Genomic DNA, 21,373 nt, shown 5'->3' on the forward strand with positions numbered 1-21,373 from the left:
GTACAAACTTTTCATTAGTCACTATATAGTTGTTATATATCAGTACCCACTTATCGTTATTTATCTATGAGGTCTGTCATGCGCAAAATTCCTGTTTATACTCACCCTGCTGCTGGTTGGCCTGCTCTAATTTCCTCCACTCGTAAACTGATGGACTATCAAACTTTTTTGCGTGGCAGTGTCAGCGTCTTCAAAAGTAACCAACCTCAAGGCGGCTTTGATTGTCCGGGTTGCGCATGGCCTGATCATAAATCGCATAAAATGCTTGATGTCTGTGAAAATGGTATCAAAGTGCTGGCAAGTGAAACGATGACCACAAAGGCAGACGCTAAATTCTTTTTAGACCATACTGTCACTGAGCTACAGAAATGGTCGGGCTACGAGCTTGAACATATTGGTCGCCTATCAGAACCAGTATATTATGATGCAACGCAAGACCGCTATATAGCGATTTCTTGGCAGGCCGCTTATGAGCATGTCGCTGAGCAGTTGGGACAGCTTGATTCGCCTGACGAAGCATTGTTCTATACTTCAGGCCGTGTCACTAATGAGCCTGCATTTTTATTTCAATTATTCGTCCGCTGTTTCGGTACCAATAACCTACCAGACTGCTCTAACATGTGTCACGAACCAACCTCGGTCATGCTTGGCAAGCAATTAGGCATCGGTAAAGCAACGGTCAAACTAGAGGATTTTGAGCTAGCCAAATTGATACTGATGTTTGGACAAAATCCAGCGACCAATCATCCTCGTATGCTGGAGATGCTTGCCCACTCTCACGAGCAAGGATGTCGAATCATCTCGATCAATCCTATGCGTGAACAAGGCTTAAGTAAATTTAGAAACCCGCAAAAACCGACACATATGGCAGCAGGACAGAGCGATGACATGGTCGATGAGGTCGTTCAAATTCAAATCGGTGGTGATGCTGCCCTACTGACGGGTCTGGCTAAATGGCTGATTGAGAATGATAAAATTAACACCGACTTTATTACCACCCATACCTCAGGTTTTGAGCCATTGAAACAATGGTTGACCGAGCAATCATGGGCAGATATTCAGCTTGGTTGCGGCATTTCTCAAGCAGAAATTATTAATCTTGCTAAGCTCGTAGCAGACAGTCCAGCGACTATTTGCACTTGGGGCATGGGCATTACCCAGCATGTGCAGGGCGATGACAACGTCGCTATGATTACCAATTTGCTATTGCTGATGGGTATGATAGGTATTGACGGTGCAGGTGCGTCACCTGTGCGGGGTCATTCCAACGTACAAGGCGATCGCACCATGGGTATCCATGAGCGTCCTAAGCAAAGCTTACTTGATAGCTTAGAACGTGTGTTCGAGCACCCAATGCCACAAGACAACGGTTTTGATGTCGTTGCAGGGGCAAAAGCGATGATACAAGGTGATATTAAGGCTTTCTTTAGTATGGGCGGCAACTACTCGGTTGCGGCGCCTGACTCAAATAATATCCAACAGGCATTAACCAAAAATAAGCTTAACGTCTTTGTTGGCACCAAACTAAATGAAACCATGCTGTATCCGGGTGAAAACAATCTCATTCTACCTTGTATTGGTCGTACCGAACACTTAGTCACTGCTAAAGGTGAGCAATTTGCCACTATTGAAGACTCTATGTGTCAGATCGTACCCACTCAGGGCACGCTCAAACCCGTTAGCGATACTCTGAAATCTGAAGCACAGATAGTCGCCAATATTGCGACCCAGATGTTCGGCTCTGACTCGTCCATTCCTTGGCAAGCGATGGGAGAAGACTTCGACTTGGTTCGTGATTATATCGCCCAAGCTATCGAGGGCTTTGAGAACTTTAACGTGCGTATCCGTAAGTCTGAGCGCGGCTTTCATTTATATCATGCGGCGCGTCATCGCGTGTGGAACACCGATAGCGGCAAAGCACAGTTTGAAGTACCAAAGTATCCGATTACTTATGTCGCAAGCCAAATGGCAGAAAAGACATCGGCGTTTAAAATTGATGCCCAAAACGTGCAAAATACTGATGACAGTCAACACTCGGGGCAAAAAGTCTGGCAACTGACCAGTGTACGGAGCCATGATCAATTCAATACCATGATATTTGGCTATCAAGACCGTTATCGTCAGACCAATCGCCGTGATGTTTTGTTTATGCATCCTGATGAAATGACACGATTGGGATGGCAAAAAGGCGACAATGTTATGGTGTCGCGTCAAGACAGCCATGGTGAGCAACGCACATTGGGGCCTTTGGTACTTACCGACATGGATATCGCTGCCAACGCTGTGGCTACCTACTATCCTGAATGTAATGACTTGTTTGATTTGGACACGCATGCGCCAGACTCTCACATTCCCGCCTACAAGTCTGTTACCGTCGTCTTAGAGCGCGTCAATGCAGGCGAGCTGGCGGTTTCTGCCTAATAAACGTGTGCAAGATGAAAGGTGAGTAATGTTAATAATGATAAAAGGCTGTCAGCATTCATAATGGCTAAATTAAACACTCAAGCTTCAGCCATCGACATGCCTGAAGCGACGGCAGAATCTACTGTGACACCACTATCGCGCGCGCATTTGGTGCAAAAGCATTATTATGCGCCTACGGAATCAAGTGATAGTCAGCAAGTGTATATTGAAAATCAATCGGCAAATTTGGTCGTAGAAGCAGCGATTTCTATCATCATTAACGGCATTCATTATGCAGTATTGATGGCAAGTCCTTATCAGTTAGAATATCTAGCGATAGGCTTTTTGTTCAGTGAAGGTCTAATTCAACACAGCCATGACTTATTAGATTGGGAAGTCACCCAGCTGACAGATGTTGCAAGCTATCAAAGATTTACTCAACACTCAGATGAAGACGGTACGGCTGGTTCCTTTGGGCAAACCTTAGCACAGTTGCGGGACTACGATATTTATGTGGTGGAGTTGACCTTAAATCAGCGCAGTCATCAGCGCATCCAAGCCCAACGGCGGCAGCTGGCAGGGCGTACAGGGTGCGGTATGTGCGGTATCACGGGCTTAACACAAGCGCTGCCCGACTTAAGTATCTATCGCCAAGACAAGAAAAGAGTAAAAGTAGATACCCCAAGCCTTGGTGACCTATTAGAAATACGGCAAAAAGTCGATACCATGCAACATACTCACCAACTGACAGGCGCTGTCCATGCAGCGGCAACTATGCAAGGACGACACTTGCACCTCTTTGAGGATGTCGGCCGTCACAATGCCCTCGACAAGTTCATTGGTTGGCAGCTGCAACACAAAGCAGATATCAATTGCGTGGTCATGACCTCGCGCCTATCGATTGAGCTGGTACAAAAGTCTATTCGAAGTCACATACCTTGGCTGATCGGCATGTCTGCACCTACCAGTACTGCCGTGCGTGTTGCTGAGCGCTATGGCTTAGGATTGGCTGGATTTTTACGTGATAGCAGAGTCACTTACTATTCAAATCATTCCAATGGATAAAGTTTGAGGTTAACGACGTAATAGGTTACCCTACCCTTACGAACATGTTACATACACTTAACAGATCTGTAGTTTTATTTATTAATGCTAAGTTCATTGTGCTGATTATGCACACAGTATTGGATTTGGTATTTAGATTACAGGTGATGCATCAATGCGATAATTGAGTAAAAACCTCTTAACTATTGCTTATTACAGCTGATAAGGCTGTCTAAATCGAGCTCAGGTCATGTAATCATGGCTTAGTGCTTATTCGTAATTCCGCTATAGACGCTCATCACATGAGTTTTTTTAGCACTCAGCTACCTTTGTGTATGCCTATTCATAGCGTCATGGTTTATCCATTAACTGACGCCTATCGAGAGTAGCCCCTATCATTTTGATTTAACACGATGTGTGACATCAAAACTAGGGCACGACGCTTAGCACTTGCTTAACATTACAGTTGCTATTTTTGCTATTTATATTAGCCACATACATTTGGTATGAGGGCTTTTTAGACTATGTCGTATGCTAAATAGTTTGGAATAGATAATTTTACTAAACCTTATTTACTTAAAACAATTGCGAGGTATGAGTTTGAAAACTGAGTCATTGTTTCAATTTTCGGCGCTCACCATTATTTTATTATTGGTGGCGTTTTATGGTGGTACATATCTGCTGTCTTTATTAATTAAAAAAGACAAAGAGACAACTTCCGGCTTTATGGTCGCAGGCCACAATGTGGGCTTTGGGATGGGCGCGGCAAGTATGACCGCGACCTGGATTTGGGCGGCCTCATTTTACGCTGCCGCCACTTCTGGCTATAAATACGGCGTATCAGGGCCGATACATTACGGCTTTTGGGGTGCATTGATGATTTTGTTCATCTACCCTTTTGGCATGCGCTTTCGTGAGCTTGCTCCCAACGGTCACACTTTAGGTGAGCTTATCCACGCCCGCCACGGCTCATCAAGCCAATTAATTTTAGCCATATCCAACCTTATGGGCAGCTTAATTAGCTTGATGGTCAACTTTACCGCTGCGGGGGCATTGGTGTCAGTATTGTCACCATTGTCGTTCCAAACAGGGGTGATTATCGCGGGTGTCGGGGTATTGAGCTATACCTTAACCTCAGGGTTTCGCGCCTCCGTCTTTACTGATTTTGCCCAATTGGTCGCTTTGATGGCGATTGGTGTCATCATCATTCCAGCGGTGCTATTCTCCATGGGAGGTCCTGCAGTGATGGTCAGCGGACTATCGAACTTGACCTTAGAGCAGCAAGATTTCTTTTCTTCTGAGGCATTCTTTCAGCAAGGTGCGCCGTATTTTGTCGCGGTATTGGCCTATGCTATCGGTAACCAAACCATTACTCAGCGCTTATTTGCGATTGATAAAACCAAGATTAAGGCGACATTTATTACCGCCACAGTTGGCTATGCGGGTATCGTCATTGGGCTTGGTATGATTGGCTTGATGGCCTTGACCATTGGTATTGAACCACTTGATGGCAATATGAACAACCTGATCCCGCAAATGGTCAGCACTTATCTGCATCCCGTCTTCATCGCCTTATTCTTCATCTTAGTGATTGGCTCGTTGTCCTCGACCGCTGACTCGGATTTATCGGCGCTATCAACCATTATGATGGCTGATGTCTACGGTAAAAATATCGCCAAAAAAGGTCAGGTTAAACCTAAAACCATGATGCTCGTCGGTCGTGGCACGATGATTGTCGCGACGGCAGCGGGACTTATCTTTGCTAGCTTCAAGCTTGATATTCTAGTAATGCTGGTATTCGTTGGTGCACTATGGGGCGCCATTGTGTTCCCTGTTATCGCCAGTGTATTCTGGAATCGTGTCACTAATGCCGCCTTTACTTCAGCAGTGATTGTCGGGCTCCTATTATTCTGTGTGGCGCGTTTTGAGTTGATACCTATCGTTGGCATCACTGCCCTATTCTTTGAAATCTTAGCCAGCTTTGGTGGTGCAGTTGTCATCGGTCTGATGGTATTTGGTTTCTTAGGTCGTAAGATCGGCATGAGCGCGGCTGCTATTACGCTGGTGCTGATGTTAATCTTTGCCACTGGGTTCCTACGCCAGTACATGATCTTACTCGCTTCACTGACGGCTTACGGTGCCAGTACTATCGTTTGTGTGATCGTCAGTCTCATGGGCGATGAGCATTTCGACTTTGAGTTGATTAAGCAGCGCGTAGGCAATTACGATAAAAAATCGGAAATACCGTCATCACCTAAATCTTAAACCAAAATCGTTTATCCGAGTAGTGATTAGTTAGCAGTATATGGCCAATCGCTACTTACTTAGAAATATTATAAGGAGATATCATGGACAACGTTTTTATCTACGGCTTATATATTTTAATTTGGCCCGCCATTACTCTTGGGGTACTGGTATTGATTTGTACCGCCACCTATCGCGATATCAAAAAGGCCAAACGTGACAATAGGGATATTGTTTAACGTACCTTAGCTATTACATTTTTAACGATCATCGCTAAGTATTCGTTTATTAATGACTTAACAAAGCCTATTAACAGCATAAATGCCCCTAAACTGGGATTAAGTGCAGGCAAGATAGTAAATAACCTGCTTTTAACTAAAAAATGACTTGTAATTTACTATATTTTTGCTAATATAGGCCACCTTGATTGGCTGGATGGCAGAGTGGTCATGCAGCGGACTGCAACTCCGTTAACGCCGGTTCGATTCCGACTCCAGCCTCCAATTATTTATTAACTTTACGTTAATTTTGGCTTGCATTATTATCACAACCGATTATAATAGCGACCACTTATCTAGTAACTAGATGGTCTATCAGCTAGCTTACGTTAAAGATAAAACAAGTTTTGCCCGGGTGGTGAAATTGGTAGACACAAGGGATTTAAAATCCCTCGCTAGCAATAGCGTGCCGGTTCAAGTCCGGCTCCGGGTACCATTACATAGTCCTATACTATCTTATAGAACAGCTAAAGCCCCTGATATCAGGGGCTTTGTTGTATTTGGCGTTCTATACTGTCCTACCGTATCTATCCTAATCCACACACTTTAAGTATACCGAGTTTTGAGTGTACTTATTAAGATCTAGGATATGAATAGAAAAGCGCTCCGTTCAAACCGAAATCTTAGAATTCACAAACCTGAAGATAAGAAATACTCCGTTCCTGTCAAAAACCATCCTAAGCTATTTTCAACGGTACGTCCTACTAAAACGAAGCAATGTTGCCCGTAGTGATTGCTTCGATGATTCATACGCAGCTTCATTCCATCACAATCGGCGACTGAATCAGCAAATTTTTATTGTGTCATGTGTTTCCTGATTTAAGTGAAACAGCCCGCCCCTTGGTTTAAGTCTATAGTCAATTCAGAGTAAAATCGATACATTGCTAGTTAGGTAGGACTGGTATAAATTTTCCTTGCTTGCTGCTATAACAGAGGCTACGAAAAACTCATCCCAGCTGCACTGTATCTGTTTGAAAGTGAGTCCACTTTAGTCTAGTACGCCATCGATAGTGTTTTAGATTTCAACACGCCCTAATAAGAATTCTAGAATCAACTGTCTATAACATCTAGTCCTAGCCTCATCCAGCGAATTGTATGTTCTTGATGATCGGTTAACGCACTCCACAAAGCGTCTTCACTGATGATGGAATACATATTATCTGCACACTCAACCATCACATTGCTTTCATGATCTTTTCTCCACTGCTCGCTTTGGTAGTAAGTTTGCAGCTCAGATAATAATGTATTGGCTTCTAGCCATTTTTCCTGAGCACCTTGTATCTGTTCATATAGCTCATGCCAACGTTCATACTTTTTTTGTAGCGCTTGAGCATCAAAAATATCCATTATATTACTCCAGTTTATAATTATAAAAAAATCAATTAAGCCGCTATGAACCATCATAGCGGCTTAATTAGTTACACGGTCTTTAATGCTAAAAACTGTTAGCCGAATACTTTCATACGTTCTTCAACAGATTTGAACGCTTTATCACCTGCTGGCTGCTCAATCGCACCAAACACCATTTGCGCATTCAGCTCCCAATCTTCAGCAATACTCCATTCTTCAGCGACTTTTTGATCAATGACTGGATTATAATGTTGTAAGTTTGCACCAATATCTAAACTAGCCAATGCTGTCCAGATCACATACTGATGCATCGCACTGGTTTGATGTGACCAAATTGGGAATTTATCGGCATACAAAGGAGCTGCTTCTTGCATATTTCTTACGACGCCTTTGTCTTCAAAAAATAAGATGGTTCCCGCACCTGCTCTAAAGCCAGCGATTTTATCTCTTGTTCCTTTGAATTTCTCTTCATCGCCAACGATAGCTTTTAGCATCTCTTCGGTCATATTCCAAAGCTTGTTATGCTCATCACCAAACAACACAACGATACGAGCTGACTGTGAATTAAACGCTGATGGCGTGTGCAAAATAGCATGTTCAACCAATTTCACTACGTCATCATTCGATACTGGTAATTGATTGCTTAGCGCATAAATTGAACGGCGTTTTTCTGCTAATTGCTGTAAATCTTGTAAATTTGACATGATTTTCTCCAGTGGTTTTCTATGAGTTAAGGCTAGATATAAGGTATCAAAACAGATAGTAATTAGCCTTTGAAACCTTTAGGTAGTTCAGGCGCAGGCAAACGTTTCATATCAGAGTCAACGTTACCGAAACGCTCATGACCATTATTCCAATCAATAATAGATTGCTCAACCTCAGCTTTGTTATCAGCAACGAAGTTCCACCACAGTAGCACTTGGTTATTAAGCGGTTCGCCGCCGATAAACATGATACGTGTCCCTTTTTTAGCAACCAGTTTAATACTTTTGCTATTGGCGACATCGCTATCATGAAAACGGAATAACTGATCTTGCTGACAGACCTTGCCTTCAGACTGTATCTCACCTTCTGAAACCAAGATACCGTACTCAGAGCCTGACTCTAGACTCAATGTCGCTTCGCCATCTTGCTTGAAGTACACATCTATACCGACCAGCTTTGAGTATTGGATGGTAGGTGCTTCAAACGTTTCACCCAATACATTGGTATAACTACCTGTCGTCAGAACCATCTCTGCATTGCCCTCGCTCCACGTCGGCAGCTCAGGATAGTGATGAAAACTGCGCTCAATCTTTTGATCGGTGGGCAGTGCAATCCATAGCTGCACCATACTGATACCACGTGCTGCATCTTTCGAACCGCCCGTATCTGGAAAGACACTTTGTTCAGTATGACTAATACCTTGGTTCAGACCCGTACCTGCGGTCATGACATTGACTTGGTTTTTGGTAATGACTTGCGCATTACCTAAACTGTCTTTGTGTAGCACTTCGCCATTTAACATCCAGCTAAAGGTTTGCAGATTGGTATGCGGATGACGACCAACCTGCATACCTGCGTCATCTTGGTCAAAATCAGCAGGACCTGCATGATCTAAAAAGCACCATGCACCGATCGGTTTTTTGCCTTTGTTAGGTAATAAACGCGCAATTGGAATACCGCCGACATCAGCCAATCTTGGCTCTAACGTTTGAATACTCATGAACTAACTCCTTTTTTGATACTTTATTTTCACAAATAATGAGCGTAGAAAAGTATTAAAAAGTCATCGGTACTTCCATGATTAATACTTTTGAGTTCTCTAGAACGTCCATAGTCATGCTTTTGGTATCCCAGATACCTAGACCGTCACGCGTATTTAACACGTTATTGTTAATGGTCACACTACCTTCAATCACGAAAACGTACACGCCATTGTTCGCATCATTTAGCGTATAATTTTGAGTGACTCCTTGTTCAAAGTCACCCATACTGAACCATGCGTTTTGATGAATCCAGACGCCCGCATCGTCAGCGTTTGGTGACAATACTTGGTTGAACGTGTTCGGCTGCATGATGTCACCCATGCGCACTTTCTGATAACGAGGCGCTACGCTCATCTTGTTTGGAATGACCCAAATCTGTAGAAACTTGACATCCTCTTTGTCATCGCCATTCATTTCACTGTGGGTAATGCCTGTACCGGCTGACATGACTTGGATTTCACCCGTTTCGATAATGCCATTGTTACCAATGTTATCGCCATGACCGAGCTTACCCGATAGTGGAATACTGATAATTTCCATATCGCGATGTGAGTGCTTGCCAAAACCCTGACCGCCAATAACAAAATCATCGTTCATGACACGTAGCGCACCAAATCCCATACGTTCTGGATTGTGATAATTCGCAAAGCTAAAGGTATGTTTACTTTTCAGCCAGCCATGGTTTGCATCGCCACGAGAGTTTGCTGCATGATAGACAGTTTTCATAATTTATCCTTAGTTATTGGGGAGTTAAACATGTCTGAAAATTTACTATTAACGAACTTGTCTAAACAATGGAACGATTATAATTGTTGTTTAAGAAGAGATAAACATAGATAAATACAAATAACTATTCTTATTATTAGAACAATAAAACCATCAATATAGCGTAATATATTTGTAGTAGAACACTATATCTTCTAAACAGAGCCAGTAGCATAAATGGCTGCTACGCTTCATAGAATGAAAGTACATATAGAATAAGTCTAATCACACTTACGATATAAGGAAGCCTAACGATGTCAGATAAACCATTATTGAATTATGATGTAATAGATAATACAGATCAGAAACGTTTTGAAATTCACGTTGATGGGCATATCGCCTTTGAAGATTATGAACTTTTTACCACCAGTCAAGGTGAAGATGGCATTGCTTATACCCATACTGAGGTGCCCGAAGAGCTTGGCGGGCAAGGTATTGCAGGTTATCTTGCTAAATCAATACTAGACGATGCAGCAGCTAAAAACCTGAGAGTGAAACCTATTTGCCCATATATCAAAGCCTACATAGACAAACATCCAGAATATCAAGACAACTCGGTATTTCACAAAGCAACGCCTTAGACAATGTTTATCAGTGACAACCGTGTATAGTCGATACTAAATAAAATGGATACATGACATTGTGATGCGTGACTGGTACAAATTTTTCTTGCTTGCTGTGCCTACGCAGACAGAGGCGACAAAACATTTATATCCGTCACGCTGACTCTTTTTTATATTTACCTGACTATAGATGACATAATAAAAATGCCCTATCCGTCAAGACATGGCATTTTTATTATTGAAAGATAAAGGTTGAGATAGCAAGACACAAGACATCAGTCTTGAAAATCCACACTACTGAATAATAATACAAGGCTATATTACGTTAGAAAACACTAAGCAATACTTTGTAAAAACGCTTTATCACGTGCCATTACTGACAAATACAGTACGGGTAATACAAACAATCCGACTGCCCAAAAATTTAACTGGATATATAAAAATGCACCCAGTAACGCGCCAACTAGAAAGCTAAAAATCAATGCTGAGCTATGCGTCAGTTTTTTACCATTATCCGCTGTACGATTGATCAAATAATCGGTCAGATTAATACCCAGTTGTGTGGTATTACCCGTCATTAATACGGTCGGACTCATGTGCTTAATCACTGTTTTGCTTGCTGTATTACGAATGGCCAGAGCTATCAGACCCAGACCACCTGTTAATGCCACAGTTATATCTCCTGCGTCCACAAAAGGCTGGTAGGAAAGACCGGCAATCATAAAGGCTATCAAAAACACAGCTTCTGCTAAAAATAAACGGCTCAGCGTTAGCTGCTTGTTTTTACTATGATCAATAAATATCTTGGTCACCATCACCGTTATAATAAACAATGGTAAAGCGGCAAGCTTAATCCACAGACCTTGCTCACCTTTGACCAATCCACTACCCGCCATCACTAAGTTACCAGTGACATGCGCGGTAAAAAAACCAAACAAGGTGATAAAACCAATAGTATCAATAGCCCCACCTACCACGGTTAATAGTACGGGCGTTTGATAACGCTGCCAAAAACTCGGCGGTTTTGAATGTGGTGACACTACTTGATCATCGTTAGTAGTATGAATAGCGGTGTTGTCAGGATCGTTAGAGATTGATTTAGTCACCCAGTTTCCCTACAAAATCCACAAAATCAGCAACGAAGCATTGTAAGAATTTTTGTGTGCGTTCAGTGACACTGCCATCTTCATTTAAACTGTCAGTTGCCCGACTTAAATGAATTTCGGGATCAATCATCATTTGTGCCGAAAGCATTTGCATACTTTTTCGAACATCAAGTCCGCTATTGATACCGCCAAAGCTACCTGGTGAGGCCGTCACTACTGCAACTTTCTTATGTGTCCAAACACTTTCTTTATAAGGACGCGAAGCAATATATACGACGTTTTTCAAAGCCGCAGGCATTGTACGATTGTGCTCTGGGGTGACAATCAACACTGCATCAGCGTCTTTTAATTGCTGACGTACACGCTCGTAGCTATCAATCGTTGTATCATCATAATCTTGGTTATAAAGCGGCAAATCTGCGATACCGACTTCTTTGATATTCACGTGGTCAGGCATCTGCGACACAATATATTCTGCAAATTTACGATTGATTGACTCTTTGCGTAAACTACCAATAATCAGTGCAATGTTGATGGATGCGCTCATAGCAACTCCTTAATGAGGATAAAACCTGATAAGTGAAGCATTTACTATACTAAATTTTATGCATCTTACTATTATCAATTGAATACGCACCTGCGCCATGGGCAAAGATCATTAAGAAGCCGCCAGCGATAGCAATGTTTTTCATAAATGGATTCATTTGTGATTCATCGATCCAGAATTGATGAAAAAGAAGTGCCGATACGATGTTAAAACCAACAAACAACAAAGCTATCAGGCGCGCTTTAAAACCAATCAAAATGGCAATACCGCCAAATAACTCAAGAGCGATGACCAAAGGTAATAGCATCCCAGGTACGCCCATAGACTCCATATAACCTTGGGTAGCAGCGTAACCTGTTATTTTGGTAAAGCCGAAAAAAATAAAGATCATGGATAAAAACAGACGACAAATTGGTGTGCTTAGCTGTTGTAATTTGTCCATAGTGATGCTCCAGTAATGAGTACCTTTGTTTAAATAGCTTTTATTCGATTAGGAAACACGGTAATTGTAGTCGTTGCTTATAAATAAATAAACCGTGATAATTATAAATGTAAGTTCTTTTTTTAAGAACAGTCAAGGAGTAGCTCAAATGGGACAACTAGAAGATATGGCAATGTTTGTCCGCATTGTCGAAGCAGGGAGCATTACCAAAGCCGCAGAGCAACTGAACATCGCTAAATCAGCTGTAAGCCGTCGACTAAAGGAATTAGAAACACGATTGGGCAGTCAGCTCATTAGCCGCACCACGCGCCAATCGAACTTAACACAAGCAGGTGAGCAGTATTACCAAAAGGTCGGCAACATACTGAGTGAAGTAGACGCGCTCAACGAAGAAACGAGTGGCGCTCCGACTCGTATCGAGGGCACGCTAAAAATGACCGCGCCATTATCGTTTGGCTTGATGCATCTGAATGACGTTATTGATGAATATGCCAATCAACACCCTAATCTGAATTTTGAGTTAGATTTTTCTGATCGACATGTGGATTTGGTAGAAGAAGGATTTGAGCTGGCCATTCGTGTCAGAGAGATGCAAGATTCTAGCTACCAAGCCAAACGCCTCGCACTCATTCGTTATGCATTGTGTGCCAGTCCTGAATATTTGGATAAAATAGGCACACCAAAAACGGTAGAAGAGTTGGCAACGCATAAAATCTTGCAATATGGTCTGAGCAAATCTAGCACGATAGAATTGATAGATGAGCAAGGCAAAAAACATGAGATAGAAGTTAACTCAAAAATAAAAGTCAACAACGGTGATTTTTTGCGTGAGATGGCAGTGAAAGGCCAAGGCATTGCCTTTTTGCCAACCTTTATTACTTATCAAACCTTAGCCAGTGGTGAGCTAGTCCCTATCATGCAGCAGTACCAGCTGCCCACACTAAATGCCTATGCGGTCTATCCAAAAAATCGATTTTTATCTCAGCGTTGCCGCTATTTAATTGACCTTATCGCTGAACGTTTCGGTGATGATCCTTATTGGGATAGGTATTAGTTTTTTGATTATTCAAATTATATCTATTGGAGCACAATGAATGATTCGTGTACCCACGATCCATGCTAGAGACCCTAATGAGCAACATCGAGCCTCTAGTACGCTTAAGTTATGATTTGATCTTGTCTATGTCATTGCTGTTGCTACAGCAAGCGGGCTTCATCACCGATTACTTGAGCATGACTTTCTTGGATTTTTGACTTTTATCATGGCTTTTTTTATATTGTAGAATGCTTGTACGAGCTTTACTTGGTTTGCCGCTGAATTCCTAATGCCAGTGTGGGCACGCGTGGCACAGAGCAATAACTGGCATCCCAAACATATCGCCGAACGTTACGGTCTTTTGACCATTATCATTTTAGGCGAAGGTGTATTAGGGGTTAGTAACAGCATACAATACTTTTTAGTCAACTCTGATTCTGCTATCAGCACTATGATATTGCTAGGTTCCAGCTTAGTAGCATTAATGTTTTCTTTATGGTGGCTCTATTTCACCATTCCTTTTGATACTATTTTAGATAAAGAGCGTCGGCGCTATGATTTATTTTTATTCGGTTACGGTTATTTTTTCGTATTTGCCTCATTAGCTGCGCTAGGAAGTGCGCTTAATCTGGTTACTGATGCTAGTGCGAATACTATTAAACATAGCATTTCAAAAATTTATGCTATGAATGTATTAATGCTCATGCTGGTTATATTTTTAACGACACTAACCCTATTACGCACACTCATGTGCCGTAAATCGAATCACAACATCTTAGCGATACTCATTGCAGCAATCATTATCGGGCTAAGTTGTCTTGCAGTGCATCAAGGTTTACCCCTTACTTATGGCATTTGGTTGAGCGTTCTTGCCCCTGCAGCAATGACGTGGTATTTCAATCAAGACAAAAAAAATGAATTCTTAGTTGATGTAATTAAAAACAATAATATGAGTAATGTTTTAGGTTAATATGTTGTGCTTAATAGCTACCATCGTTGTAGCTATTCAAATAAACATATAATTTATAGAGAAGAAATATGAAAAAAATTCTAGTAGTGACACCTGCCTTTTTGTTATTAGCAGCTTGTGCATCTAATCCTGCTGTGAATAGCAATCCAGAAAGCACCTTTACTTGTGAAGACAAAGGACAAGTAAAGGCAGCATATTCGGACAATGGGCAAGTTGCCAACTTGAACGTTAACTTACCAAAGATTAGCTTGAGTAATAAGAGTGTTACGCTCAACCAAGCCGTCTCAGGCTCAGGTGCTCGTTACACTAATAACTCTGATCCAAAGATGAGTTATGACTGGTATACTAAGGCTGATTATGGAATCATGAAAGTAAGTATGCATAATGGTCAAGAATATAGCGTGAACTGTAAGCTATAAGTATTGACGCTATTTACGTAAAAGACCTCGCTACTGACAAACACAGTAGCGAGGTCTTTTTTATTGTGCCATTTTAATCTCAAATTTCGGTTCAAGATGTTTCTTAGTCAGTACTGGCATATAGGCTTGCATATCCTACTCAAGACTCGCCATGTGTCTTATGTTTTTTGTGGAACTATTGAAAGGGTTATTAGGGTAATCTGGCATGATGTCGTCTTGCTTAAAGTAAGCACGACTATCAGATTTTGCTTGCGTGAACCAGTAGCCTGATTTAGGGCAGGGCTGACCAGCTAGGCAGCGTCCTCTTGCTTGACTAGTGACATCAGGCTTGTTGGGTTTGATTCTCATAATAAGAGGTCTTATCTTCGCCAGCTTCTTGATGCTTTATGAATTCCTCGTAAGTTATCTTATAAGGGTCGATAGAGATGAATTTATGGTGATGTTCTAAAAAGTATGCTGTTTACTGATTTGCTTCTTATCAATCTTAAATGCCGTTAAAAAGCTATCCCAGTTATTCATGCTAATAAAGTCATAGCTTACTTTGAGCTATGCTGAAGAAACCGTACACCTAAACTTGGTAAACTAAGCGTATTTACAGGAGTTTACCATGACTAAGAAAGTAAAAACCTACAGTGCAGAGTTTAAAGCCTAAGCTATCAAGAAGATAGCAAACAATAACGGCAATATCTCAGCTACTACAAAGCAGTTCTGCATCGACACGTAAACGCTATCGAACTGGCATAACAAAGCCAATCAAGGCAAGCTTGATCGGACTGAGCAGTACGATCCACAGCTTATGGCCGTGATGGAAGAGAACAAGCGCCACAAATAACAGCTTAAAGTTGCCGAAGAGGAACGAGATACATTAAAAAAGGCGACGGCGTACTTCGCCAAGCACAGCTAGTAAGGTACGCCTTTATTAAAGACGACAATTAGCAGATATTTAACATCACCACTATGTGCCATGTGTTAAGCGTCAAACCATCAAGCTATACGAATGGAGTAGTCGCAATATCAGCGAGCAGCAGATACATCGCAACCATTGCGAGCTACTATTTAAAGCCGCTCACAGTGAAAGTAAAGAACGTTATGGTTATGAGCGTTTGCATGCAAAGCTAACAGAGCAAGGCCATGATATTAGCTTATCCATGGTTAGAAGCATCAAAAAAGAACATGATGTCAAATGCCGTCGTCACAAGCGCTTTGAAGTCAACATTGACTCCAATCATAACAAGCTAATCTATCCAAACGTGCTGGAGCAAAAGTTTGATGTTAAGCGTCCTAATAAAGCATGGGTCGGTGACATCACTTATATTTGGACTGCTGAGTGCTGATTGTACATTCTGATAGAGACAGTCAGTACTGTAGCCATGCCTACCACAAGATAATAAAACAGCATCTGTTTACAGGCTCAATGAGTGGTAAAAGTAATTGCATTTGATAATGCGTCAATAGAGAGTTTCTGTGGCATACTGAAGAATTAGCTTGTATACCATCAGGAATATAAAACAAGGTTTACAGTGACAACGAAATCGCACAATATATATAGCTGTACTATAACCAAACTAGGGTTCAAAAGGGTTTAGGCTATAGATCGCCAAGACAGGTATGGTTTGATTATTATGGTTAAGCTGCGTAACTAAAATATCCCAAGTTCAAATGTACGGATTTGACGGCAGGGGTCAAATACCTTAAACCCAACCTTTTTCACGAAATGTTTTTAGCACTTTGATAAATACTTCCATCTCATCAGGCGTGCCAAGCGTCAAGCGATTGAAGCCTGTGACAGGTGGAAACTCGCGACCAACCTTAATGCCATTGTCTCGCATTCTATTGATATAAGTTTTTAAATCACCTTTTATTTCATGAAAAATAAAGTTGGTCTGTGAGGGTAAATAGCGCAGCCCCAGTTCATCTAACACTGTTTCGATCATTTGACGTGATTGATTGGTATTGCGCAAACTTAGCTCTAAAAACTTGGCATCATTTAACGTTGCAATAGCAGCAACCGCACCTGATAAGTTGGTATTGTCCATAGACATAAACGCTTCGACAGTCTCAATAGCTTGCGGGTTAGAAATCGCGTAGCCCACTCGCATACCGGCTAAGGCACATAACTTTGAGAAAGTATGAATAACAATGAGGTTGTCGGATATTCCTTGTTTTAACCACTCAATACCATTCTCAAAACTTGGGTCTGTCACGTACTCTAAATAAGCTTGATCTAATAAAAAGTAGTGATTATCTGGTGCATTACTTACCCATGTTTTGAGGGCTGCCGTTGAGGTGATCGTCCCTGTTGGGTTATTAGGATTGCAAAGATAAAGCAAGCTAATACCGTCAAACTCATAGGCAGCTTTTTGTAGGTTTTTCAGATCTACGTCATAATTGTTGGCTGTTAATGGTATTTTGACTACGTCTGCACCAATCGATTTTGCATACATCTCTGCACAATCAAACGTTGGCACCGGAATGACCATCTGGAATGCTTTACCTTCTTTTAAGGCTTTGTGTTGCAGCATTTGTATGACCGCTCGCATATTTTCAGTCGAGCCATTGCCTAATGAGATTTGGTTTTCTGCCACACCATGGATGGTGGCAATTTTGCTAATGAGCGCAGCGCGTGGATTATCTGGATAACGAAAGCCCTCACCTAAAGACTCTATAATGGCTTGTTTGGCAGAAGCTGACATGCCTAGTGAGTTTTCATTCGCATTTAATTCTAAGAATTTTTTATTTTGCATGATGGATTGTGTGCCTCAACGTCCGTTGTTATAAGTTCATATTGCTCATTGATATCATATTAAGGGGCATTTGGTATAAACACAAGTTTTGTTACAACCAAATTTTAGTTATTAATAGCAATAGATAAAAACCATCTTTTTGCAGCTCTAAAAACCATAAAAAAAGGTGAGCTGCCCTACTTGCAACTCACCTTTTTGTCAAACATACGCTATTCAACATACATCATTCAATCACATCCAAGTTGAACGCTAGATTAAATGCGCTTTTAACTCTAGCACTTTATCACGCGTTTTCGCGGCATCCTCAAACTTCAAGTCACGAGACATCTGCTTCATAAGCTTTTCAAGACGATTGATTTCTTTGGCCAGCAAATCAGGGCTACGTAAGATACTAATATCCACATCAGGCAAATTGCTCTTGATGGGAATCACTTGATTGTCATTGGCGTTTTGATCGTCGCCCGTATCAATTTTATCGGTGATACTACGACGCGCACCCTTCGGTGTGATGTTATGCTCAAGGTTGAATGCCACTTGTTTTTCACGGCGACGGTCCGTCTCGTCTATCGCCTTTTGCATACTGTTGGTAATGCGATCAGCATAAAGAATAGCCTTACCATTGATATGACGCGCAGCACGACCAATGGTCTGAATAAGTGCACGCTCAGAACGCAAAAAGCCTTCTTTATCGGCATCAAATATCGCGACCAATGATACTTCTGGCATATCTAACCCTTCACGCAATAGGTTAATGCCGACCAGTACATCATGCACGCCAGTGCGCAGTTCATGAATGATTTGCATACGCTCGACAGTATCGATATCAGAATGCAAATACGCGACTTTGACATCATATTCTTTTAGATAACTGGTCAAATCCTCTGACATGCGTTTGGTCAATGTGGTAATTAATACGCGCTCATCTTTTTCTCGGCGCTTAGTAATCTCTGATAACACATCATCGACCTGCGTCAATACAGGACGAATTTCAATCTCAGGATCAATCAAACCCGTCGGACGGACAACTTGCTCAACGACTTGCTCACTATGCTCAAGCTCATACAATGCAGGCGTGGCGCTCACATAAATTGTCTTAGGCTTGATACGTTCCCACTCTTCAAACTTCATTGGCCGGTTGTTCATCGCACTTGGCAAACGAAATCCATAATTGACCAAATTTTCTTTACGCGACCTATCACCTTTATACATTGCGCCAATCTGCGAAACGGTGACGTGTGATTCATCAAGGAACAGCAGTGCATCTTCTGGAATATAATCAAACAACGTCGGTGGTGCTTCCCCTGATGGACGACCAGAGAGATGCTGTGAGTAGTTTTCGATACCGTTACAGTAACCCAGCTGTTGAATCATCTCAAGGTCATACTGGGTACGCTCTTTGAGACGTTGCGCTTCTATCAGCTTATTGTTATCACGGAAATACTCCAAACGCGGCTCTAGCTCAGCGCGAATCGTATGACTGGCAGCTTCTAGTTTATTGCGCGGCGTCACATAATGCGATTTTGGATAGATAGTAATACGTGGCACGCTACGTACCGTCTTACCCGTCAATGGATCAAACCAAGTAATTTTTTCCACTTCATTATCAAATAGATGCACTCGCACTGCCAACTGCTCAGATTCAGCAGGATAGATATCTAACAGCTCACCACGCAAGCGATACGTACCACGTCCAAAATCTAACTCGTTGCGCGTATATTGCATTTCAACCAAACGTTTGATGGTAGCGGTACGATCTATCTGATCACCGACCACGACATGCAGTAGCATTTTTAGATAACTTTCAGGATCACCCAAACCATAGATACACGATACAGAAGCTACAATAATCGCATCACGACGCTCTAATAGAGCACGCGTCGCTGACAGACGCATCTGATCGATATGATCATTGATGGCGCTGTCTTTTTCGATAAAGGTATCACTCGCTGCGACATAAGCTTCAGGTTGGTAATAGTCATAATAACTGACGAAGTACTCCACCGCATTATTCGGGAAAAACGACTTAAATTCACCATACAGCTGAGCGGCAAGGGTTTTGTTGTGCGCCATGATAATCGTCGGACGCTGAGTCTCAGAGATAACCTTGGCCATGGTATAAGTCTTACCAGAACCCGTCACCCCCAATAGCAACTGCTCATTCATACCAGAATTAATACCATTGACCAGCTTTTTGATCGCTTGTGGCTGATCCCCTGCTGGTTCAAAATCGGTGACCATCTCAAAGGCACGACTCGATATTTGCGTCCCTGACGCATTAACACCACTAATTTCAGCTTCGCCTTGGAGCTGAGTGGCCAATTGGTTTAACTGACGCGATGAGCGCGGTTCGGGCATACGCATAATGGCTTTCTTCCTAATTTTTATAATGAGGTAAGGTTTAAAACAATATGGGGTCTGAATGTCCCTTTTTAAAGGACAATCATAGGCATAATACGAGGCTAATGAGCACCAGTTCTTGCCTATATTTAGGCGTATAAGACAGATATTGTATGCATCTGTTTTGGCAAAAACTCTAGGACCGTTATAAAAAACTCACACAATCTTGAATAAATTTACAAAGATTTTCATGGTTAACAAACTCCTTACACGACCACCTCATAAAGCCTAACACTGAAGGGTTCCATCATAGATTTAAGCTGTTATTATTCATAACGAATCAACAAGCACTACTAATACAAAAACCAAATAAGAAACAAGTGACCTATTTAATTCAATAAAACAAAATACATAATGGAGTAAGATATGAGAGAACGTTACGCAAGTGGAATTTCCGATGAAACTGCCAAAAAAATGATTGATGTGTTAAACGCTAACTTAGCGAATGTCATTGATTTAACTTTAGATGGCAAACAATGCCATTGGAATTTACAAGGTACTGGCTTTATCGGTGTGCATCAATTACTAGATGACACATCAGATCGTATCCTTGAAGTATCAGATACTATCGCTGAACGCATCGTAATCTTAGGTGGTCAGCCAAACGGTTTAGCCAGTCGCGTGGTAAAAGAATCTATTTTAGACGATTACCCTACTGACATTACCGAAGTAGATCAACATGTTCGCGAGTTGACGAGCCGCTACAAGAAAGTCGCGGAAGCTTTGAGAGAAGCGATCGCTACTGCTGGTGATGCAGGCGACGAAGACACAGCTGATTTATTTACAGAAGCCAGCCGTATTATTGATAAAGATGCATGGTTCATCGGTGCAAATGCGCCAAAGAAATAATACCGTTATAAATTTAGTTGATTATTAACGTTATTATATTAAGTGCAAAGTATTATATGAAGTAAAAATAGAAAAGGTCACCTGATTGGGTGACCTTTTTTTATGCACGCATATTCTACCATTTTCTATTTCAGGGCTTTTAGTTCTTCTATCATAATGGGCAAAGCTTTCTTTAGCTCGGCTGAAACATTCTGTGTCATAATAGCTCTGACATCTTTCGCATATTCTTGCATCATAATAGGCTGCTTTTCTATTATGCTAGCCCCTAAGTCGCTTTCGTAAAAATCGATTTGAGCGTCAACTTCTTCTTGAGTAAAATACTTTTTTACAGCACTAACATACGCTTGAATTTGTGCCTCATTGATAGTTTCAATATACTCATCATCAAATATAGTCAGTTCTTTATAAATAAGATACAATCGTTTTAAAACAAGCGAAATGGCAGAAGAACACATGACCTATTCAGCA

General features: G+C 41.6%; 19 protein-coding genes, 2 tRNA genes and 2 pseudogenes. 12 read left to right on the forward strand and 11 right to left on the reverse strand.

Going from position 1 to position 21,373, the window contains the following annotated elements:
• Positions 1-78 precede the first annotated feature (78 nt).
• The 6 genes from J5X94_RS03090 (at position 79) to J5X94_RS03115 (ending at position 6,405) form a co-directional block, all read left to right on the forward strand.
• On the forward strand, positions 79-2,421 hold the full coding sequence (locus J5X94_RS03090; RefSeq protein ID WP_210539967.1) for an FdhF/YdeP family oxidoreductase: 2,343 nt from the start codon (positions 79-81) through the stop codon (positions 2,419-2,421).
• 63 nt (positions 2,422-2,484) lie between these two features.
• On the forward strand, positions 2,485-3,468 hold the full coding sequence (locus J5X94_RS03095; protein WP_228293121.1) for a formate dehydrogenase accessory sulfurtransferase FdhD: 984 nt from the start codon (positions 2,485-2,487) through the stop codon (positions 3,466-3,468).
• Positions 3,469-4,062: 594 nt separating this feature from the next.
• Positions 4,063-5,712: a sodium:solute symporter family protein gene (locus tag J5X94_RS03100; RefSeq protein ID WP_210540059.1), complete on the forward strand. Its 1,650-nt coding sequence runs from the start codon at positions 4,063-4,065 to the stop codon at positions 5,710-5,712.
• Between the two features lie 83 nt (positions 5,713-5,795).
• The gene (locus J5X94_RS03105; protein ID WP_210539970.1) at positions 5,796-5,930 is read left to right on the forward strand and encodes a putative transporter small subunit; all 135 of its coding nucleotides are present in this window, start codon (positions 5,796-5,798) and stop codon (positions 5,928-5,930) included.
• A 190-nt stretch (positions 5,931-6,120) separates the two neighbouring features.
• Positions 6,121-6,194 (forward strand) — tRNA-Cys (locus J5X94_RS03110).
• Between the two features lie 124 nt (positions 6,195-6,318).
• Positions 6,319-6,405, forward strand: a tRNA-Leu gene (locus tag J5X94_RS03115).
• A 614-nt stretch (positions 6,406-7,019) separates the two neighbouring features.
• Here J5X94_RS03115 and J5X94_RS03120 read toward each other — a convergent pair.
• From J5X94_RS03120 to J5X94_RS03135, 4 genes are all read right to left on the reverse strand, one after another.
• Positions 7,020-7,316 (reverse strand): DUF4298 domain-containing protein, encoded by a 297-nt coding sequence (locus J5X94_RS03120; protein ID WP_210539972.1) that lies wholly within the window; start codon positions 7,314-7,316, stop codon positions 7,020-7,022.
• 98 nt (positions 7,317-7,414) lie between these two features.
• A complete protein-coding gene (locus tag J5X94_RS03125) occupies positions 7,415-8,023 on the reverse strand; it encodes a nitroreductase family protein (protein ID WP_210539973.1) in 609 nt (202 codons plus the stop codon).
• A gap of 62 nt (positions 8,024-8,085) precedes the next feature.
• Positions 8,086-9,024, reverse strand: coding sequence for a pirin family protein (locus J5X94_RS03130; protein WP_210539975.1), 939 nt, complete (start codon positions 9,022-9,024; stop codon positions 8,086-8,088).
• 55 nt (positions 9,025-9,079) lie between these two features.
• Positions 9,080-9,793 carry a pirin family protein gene (locus J5X94_RS03135; protein ID WP_210539977.1) on the reverse strand — a complete coding sequence of 238 codons (714 nt, stop codon included), beginning with the start codon at positions 9,791-9,793 and terminating at the stop codon, positions 9,080-9,082.
• A 293-nt stretch (positions 9,794-10,086) separates the two neighbouring features.
• On the opposite strand from J5X94_RS03135, the gene J5X94_RS03140 reads away from it, so the two are divergent.
• Complete coding sequence (locus J5X94_RS03140; protein ID WP_210539979.1) at positions 10,087-10,413, forward strand: GNAT family N-acetyltransferase; 327 nt, start codon at positions 10,087-10,089, stop codon at positions 10,411-10,413.
• Positions 10,414-10,730: 317 nt separating this feature from the next.
• On the opposite strand, the gene J5X94_RS03145 is transcribed toward J5X94_RS03140, so the two are convergent.
• The 3 genes from J5X94_RS03145 to J5X94_RS03155 are packed head-to-tail and all read right to left on the reverse strand — an operon-like array spanning position 10,731 to position 12,490.
• A complete protein-coding gene (locus J5X94_RS03145) occupies positions 10,731-11,435 on the reverse strand; it encodes a YoaK family protein (RefSeq protein WP_210540062.1) in 705 nt (234 codons plus the stop codon).
• Between the two features lie 58 nt (positions 11,436-11,493).
• Positions 11,494-12,048 (reverse strand): NADPH-dependent FMN reductase, encoded by a 555-nt coding sequence (locus J5X94_RS03150; RefSeq protein WP_210539980.1) that lies wholly within the window; start codon positions 12,046-12,048, stop codon positions 11,494-11,496.
• Positions 12,049-12,097: 49 nt separating this feature from the next.
• On the reverse strand, positions 12,098-12,490 hold the full coding sequence (locus J5X94_RS03155; RefSeq protein ID WP_210539982.1) for a DoxX family protein: 393 nt from the start codon (positions 12,488-12,490) through the stop codon (positions 12,098-12,100).
• Positions 12,491-12,638: 148 nt separating this feature from the next.
• Here J5X94_RS03155 and J5X94_RS03160 point away from each other — a divergent pair, with 148 nt between their 5' ends.
• The 3 genes and pseudogenes from J5X94_RS03160 to J5X94_RS03170 all read left to right on the forward strand — a co-directional run bounded on the left by J5X94_RS03160 (position 12,639) and on the right by J5X94_RS03170 (position 14,915).
• Positions 12,639-13,544, forward strand: a complete 906-nt coding sequence (locus J5X94_RS03160) for a LysR family transcriptional regulator (protein WP_210539983.1) — start codon at positions 12,639-12,641, stop codon at positions 13,542-13,544.
• A gap of 265 nt (positions 13,545-13,809) precedes the next feature.
• Positions 13,810-14,496, forward strand: a pseudogene (locus J5X94_RS03165) (low temperature requirement protein A); the annotation flags it as partial.
• Between the two features lie 68 nt (positions 14,497-14,564).
• Positions 14,565-14,915: an MliC family protein gene (locus J5X94_RS03170; RefSeq protein ID WP_210539988.1), complete on the forward strand. Its 351-nt coding sequence runs from the start codon at positions 14,565-14,567 to the stop codon at positions 14,913-14,915.
• A 135-nt stretch (positions 14,916-15,050) separates the two neighbouring features.
• On the opposite strand, the gene J5X94_RS03175 is transcribed toward J5X94_RS03170, so the two are convergent.
• Positions 15,051-15,263: a hypothetical protein gene (locus J5X94_RS03175; RefSeq protein ID WP_210539990.1), complete on the reverse strand. Its 213-nt coding sequence runs from the start codon at positions 15,261-15,263 to the stop codon at positions 15,051-15,053.
• A 307-nt stretch (positions 15,264-15,570) separates the two neighbouring features.
• On the opposite strand from J5X94_RS03175, the pseudogene J5X94_RS03180 reads away from it, so the two are divergent.
• Positions 15,571-16,545: pseudogene (locus tag J5X94_RS03180) on the forward strand (IS3 family transposase).
• A gap of 61 nt (positions 16,546-16,606) precedes the next feature.
• Here J5X94_RS03180 and J5X94_RS03185 read toward each other — a convergent pair.
• Complete coding sequence (locus J5X94_RS03185; protein WP_210539992.1) at positions 16,607-17,659, reverse strand: pyridoxal phosphate-dependent aminotransferase; 1,053 nt, start codon at positions 17,657-17,659, stop codon at positions 16,607-16,609.
• A gap of 249 nt (positions 17,660-17,908) precedes the next feature.
• A complete protein-coding gene (uvrB, locus tag J5X94_RS03190) occupies positions 17,909-20,020 on the reverse strand; it encodes an excinuclease ABC subunit UvrB (protein WP_194618974.1) in 2,112 nt (703 codons plus the stop codon).
• Positions 20,021-20,422: 402 nt separating this feature from the next.
• Here uvrB and dps point away from each other — a divergent pair, with 402 nt between their 5' ends.
• Positions 20,423-20,905 carry a DNA starvation/stationary phase protection protein Dps gene (dps, locus tag J5X94_RS03195; RefSeq protein WP_010200004.1) on the forward strand — a complete coding sequence of 161 codons (483 nt, stop codon included), beginning with the start codon at positions 20,423-20,425 and terminating at the stop codon, positions 20,903-20,905.
• 125 nt (positions 20,906-21,030) lie between these two features.
• Here dps and J5X94_RS03200 read toward each other — a convergent pair whose 3' ends face one another.
• On the reverse strand, positions 21,031-21,360 hold the full coding sequence (locus J5X94_RS03200) for a DUF2059 domain-containing protein (protein WP_210539994.1): 330 nt from the start codon (positions 21,358-21,360) through the stop codon (positions 21,031-21,033).
• Positions 21,361-21,373 lie beyond the last annotated feature (13 nt).

This window comes from Psychrobacter sp. K31L (genome assembly GCF_017942195.1).
GTDB lineage: Bacteria > Pseudomonadota > Gammaproteobacteria > Pseudomonadales > Moraxellaceae > Psychrobacter > Psychrobacter glaciei.

Excerpts from the sequence above, each read along its gene's own strand:
- J5X94_RS03150 (WP_210539980.1), bottom strand. The coding sequence starts at position 12,048 with ATGAGCGCATCCATCAACATTGCACTGATTATTGGTAGTTTACGCAAA.
- J5X94_RS03090 (WP_210539967.1), top strand. The coding sequence starts at position 79 with ATGCGCAAAATTCCTGTTTATACTCACCCTGCTGCTGGTTGGCCTGCT.
- J5X94_RS03125 (WP_210539973.1), bottom strand. The coding sequence starts at position 8,023 with ATGTCAAATTTACAAGATTTACAGCAATTAGCAGAAAAACGCCGTTCA.
- J5X94_RS03140 (WP_210539979.1), top strand. The coding sequence starts at position 10,087 with ATGTCAGATAAACCATTATTGAATTATGATGTAATAGATAATACAGAT.
- uvrB (WP_194618974.1), bottom strand. The coding sequence starts at position 20,020 with ATGCGTATGCCCGAACCGCGCTCATCGCGTCAGTTAAACCAATTGGCC.
- J5X94_RS03170 (WP_210539988.1), top strand. The coding sequence starts at position 14,565 with ATGAAAAAAATTCTAGTAGTGACACCTGCCTTTTTGTTATTAGCAGCT.
- dps (WP_010200004.1), top strand. The coding sequence starts at position 20,423 with ATGAGAGAACGTTACGCAAGTGGAATTTCCGATGAAACTGCCAAAAAA.
- J5X94_RS03160 (WP_210539983.1), top strand. The coding sequence starts at position 12,639 with ATGGGACAACTAGAAGATATGGCAATGTTTGTCCGCATTGTCGAAGCA.
- J5X94_RS03095 (WP_228293121.1), top strand. The coding sequence starts at position 2,485 with ATGGCTAAATTAAACACTCAAGCTTCAGCCATCGACATGCCTGAAGCG.
- J5X94_RS03175 (WP_210539990.1), bottom strand. The coding sequence starts at position 15,263 with ATGAGAATCAAACCCAACAAGCCTGATGTCACTAGTCAAGCAAGAGGA.
- J5X94_RS03105 (WP_210539970.1), top strand. The coding sequence starts at position 5,796 with ATGGACAACGTTTTTATCTACGGCTTATATATTTTAATTTGGCCCGCC.
- J5X94_RS03135 (WP_210539977.1), bottom strand. The coding sequence starts at position 9,793 with ATGAAAACTGTCTATCATGCAGCAAACTCTCGTGGCGATGCAAACCAT.
- J5X94_RS03120 (WP_210539972.1), bottom strand. The coding sequence starts at position 7,316 with ATGGATATTTTTGATGCTCAAGCGCTACAAAAAAAGTATGAACGTTGG.
- J5X94_RS03155 (WP_210539982.1), bottom strand. The coding sequence starts at position 12,490 with ATGGACAAATTACAACAGCTAAGCACACCAATTTGTCGTCTGTTTTTA.
- J5X94_RS03200 (WP_210539994.1), bottom strand. The coding sequence starts at position 21,360 with ATGTGTTCTTCTGCCATTTCGCTTGTTTTAAAACGATTGTATCTTATT.
- J5X94_RS03130 (WP_210539975.1), bottom strand. The coding sequence starts at position 9,024 with ATGAGTATTCAAACGTTAGAGCCAAGATTGGCTGATGTCGGCGGTATT.
- J5X94_RS03185 (WP_210539992.1), bottom strand. The coding sequence starts at position 17,659 with ATGCAAAATAAAAAATTCTTAGAATTAAATGCGAATGAAAACTCACTA.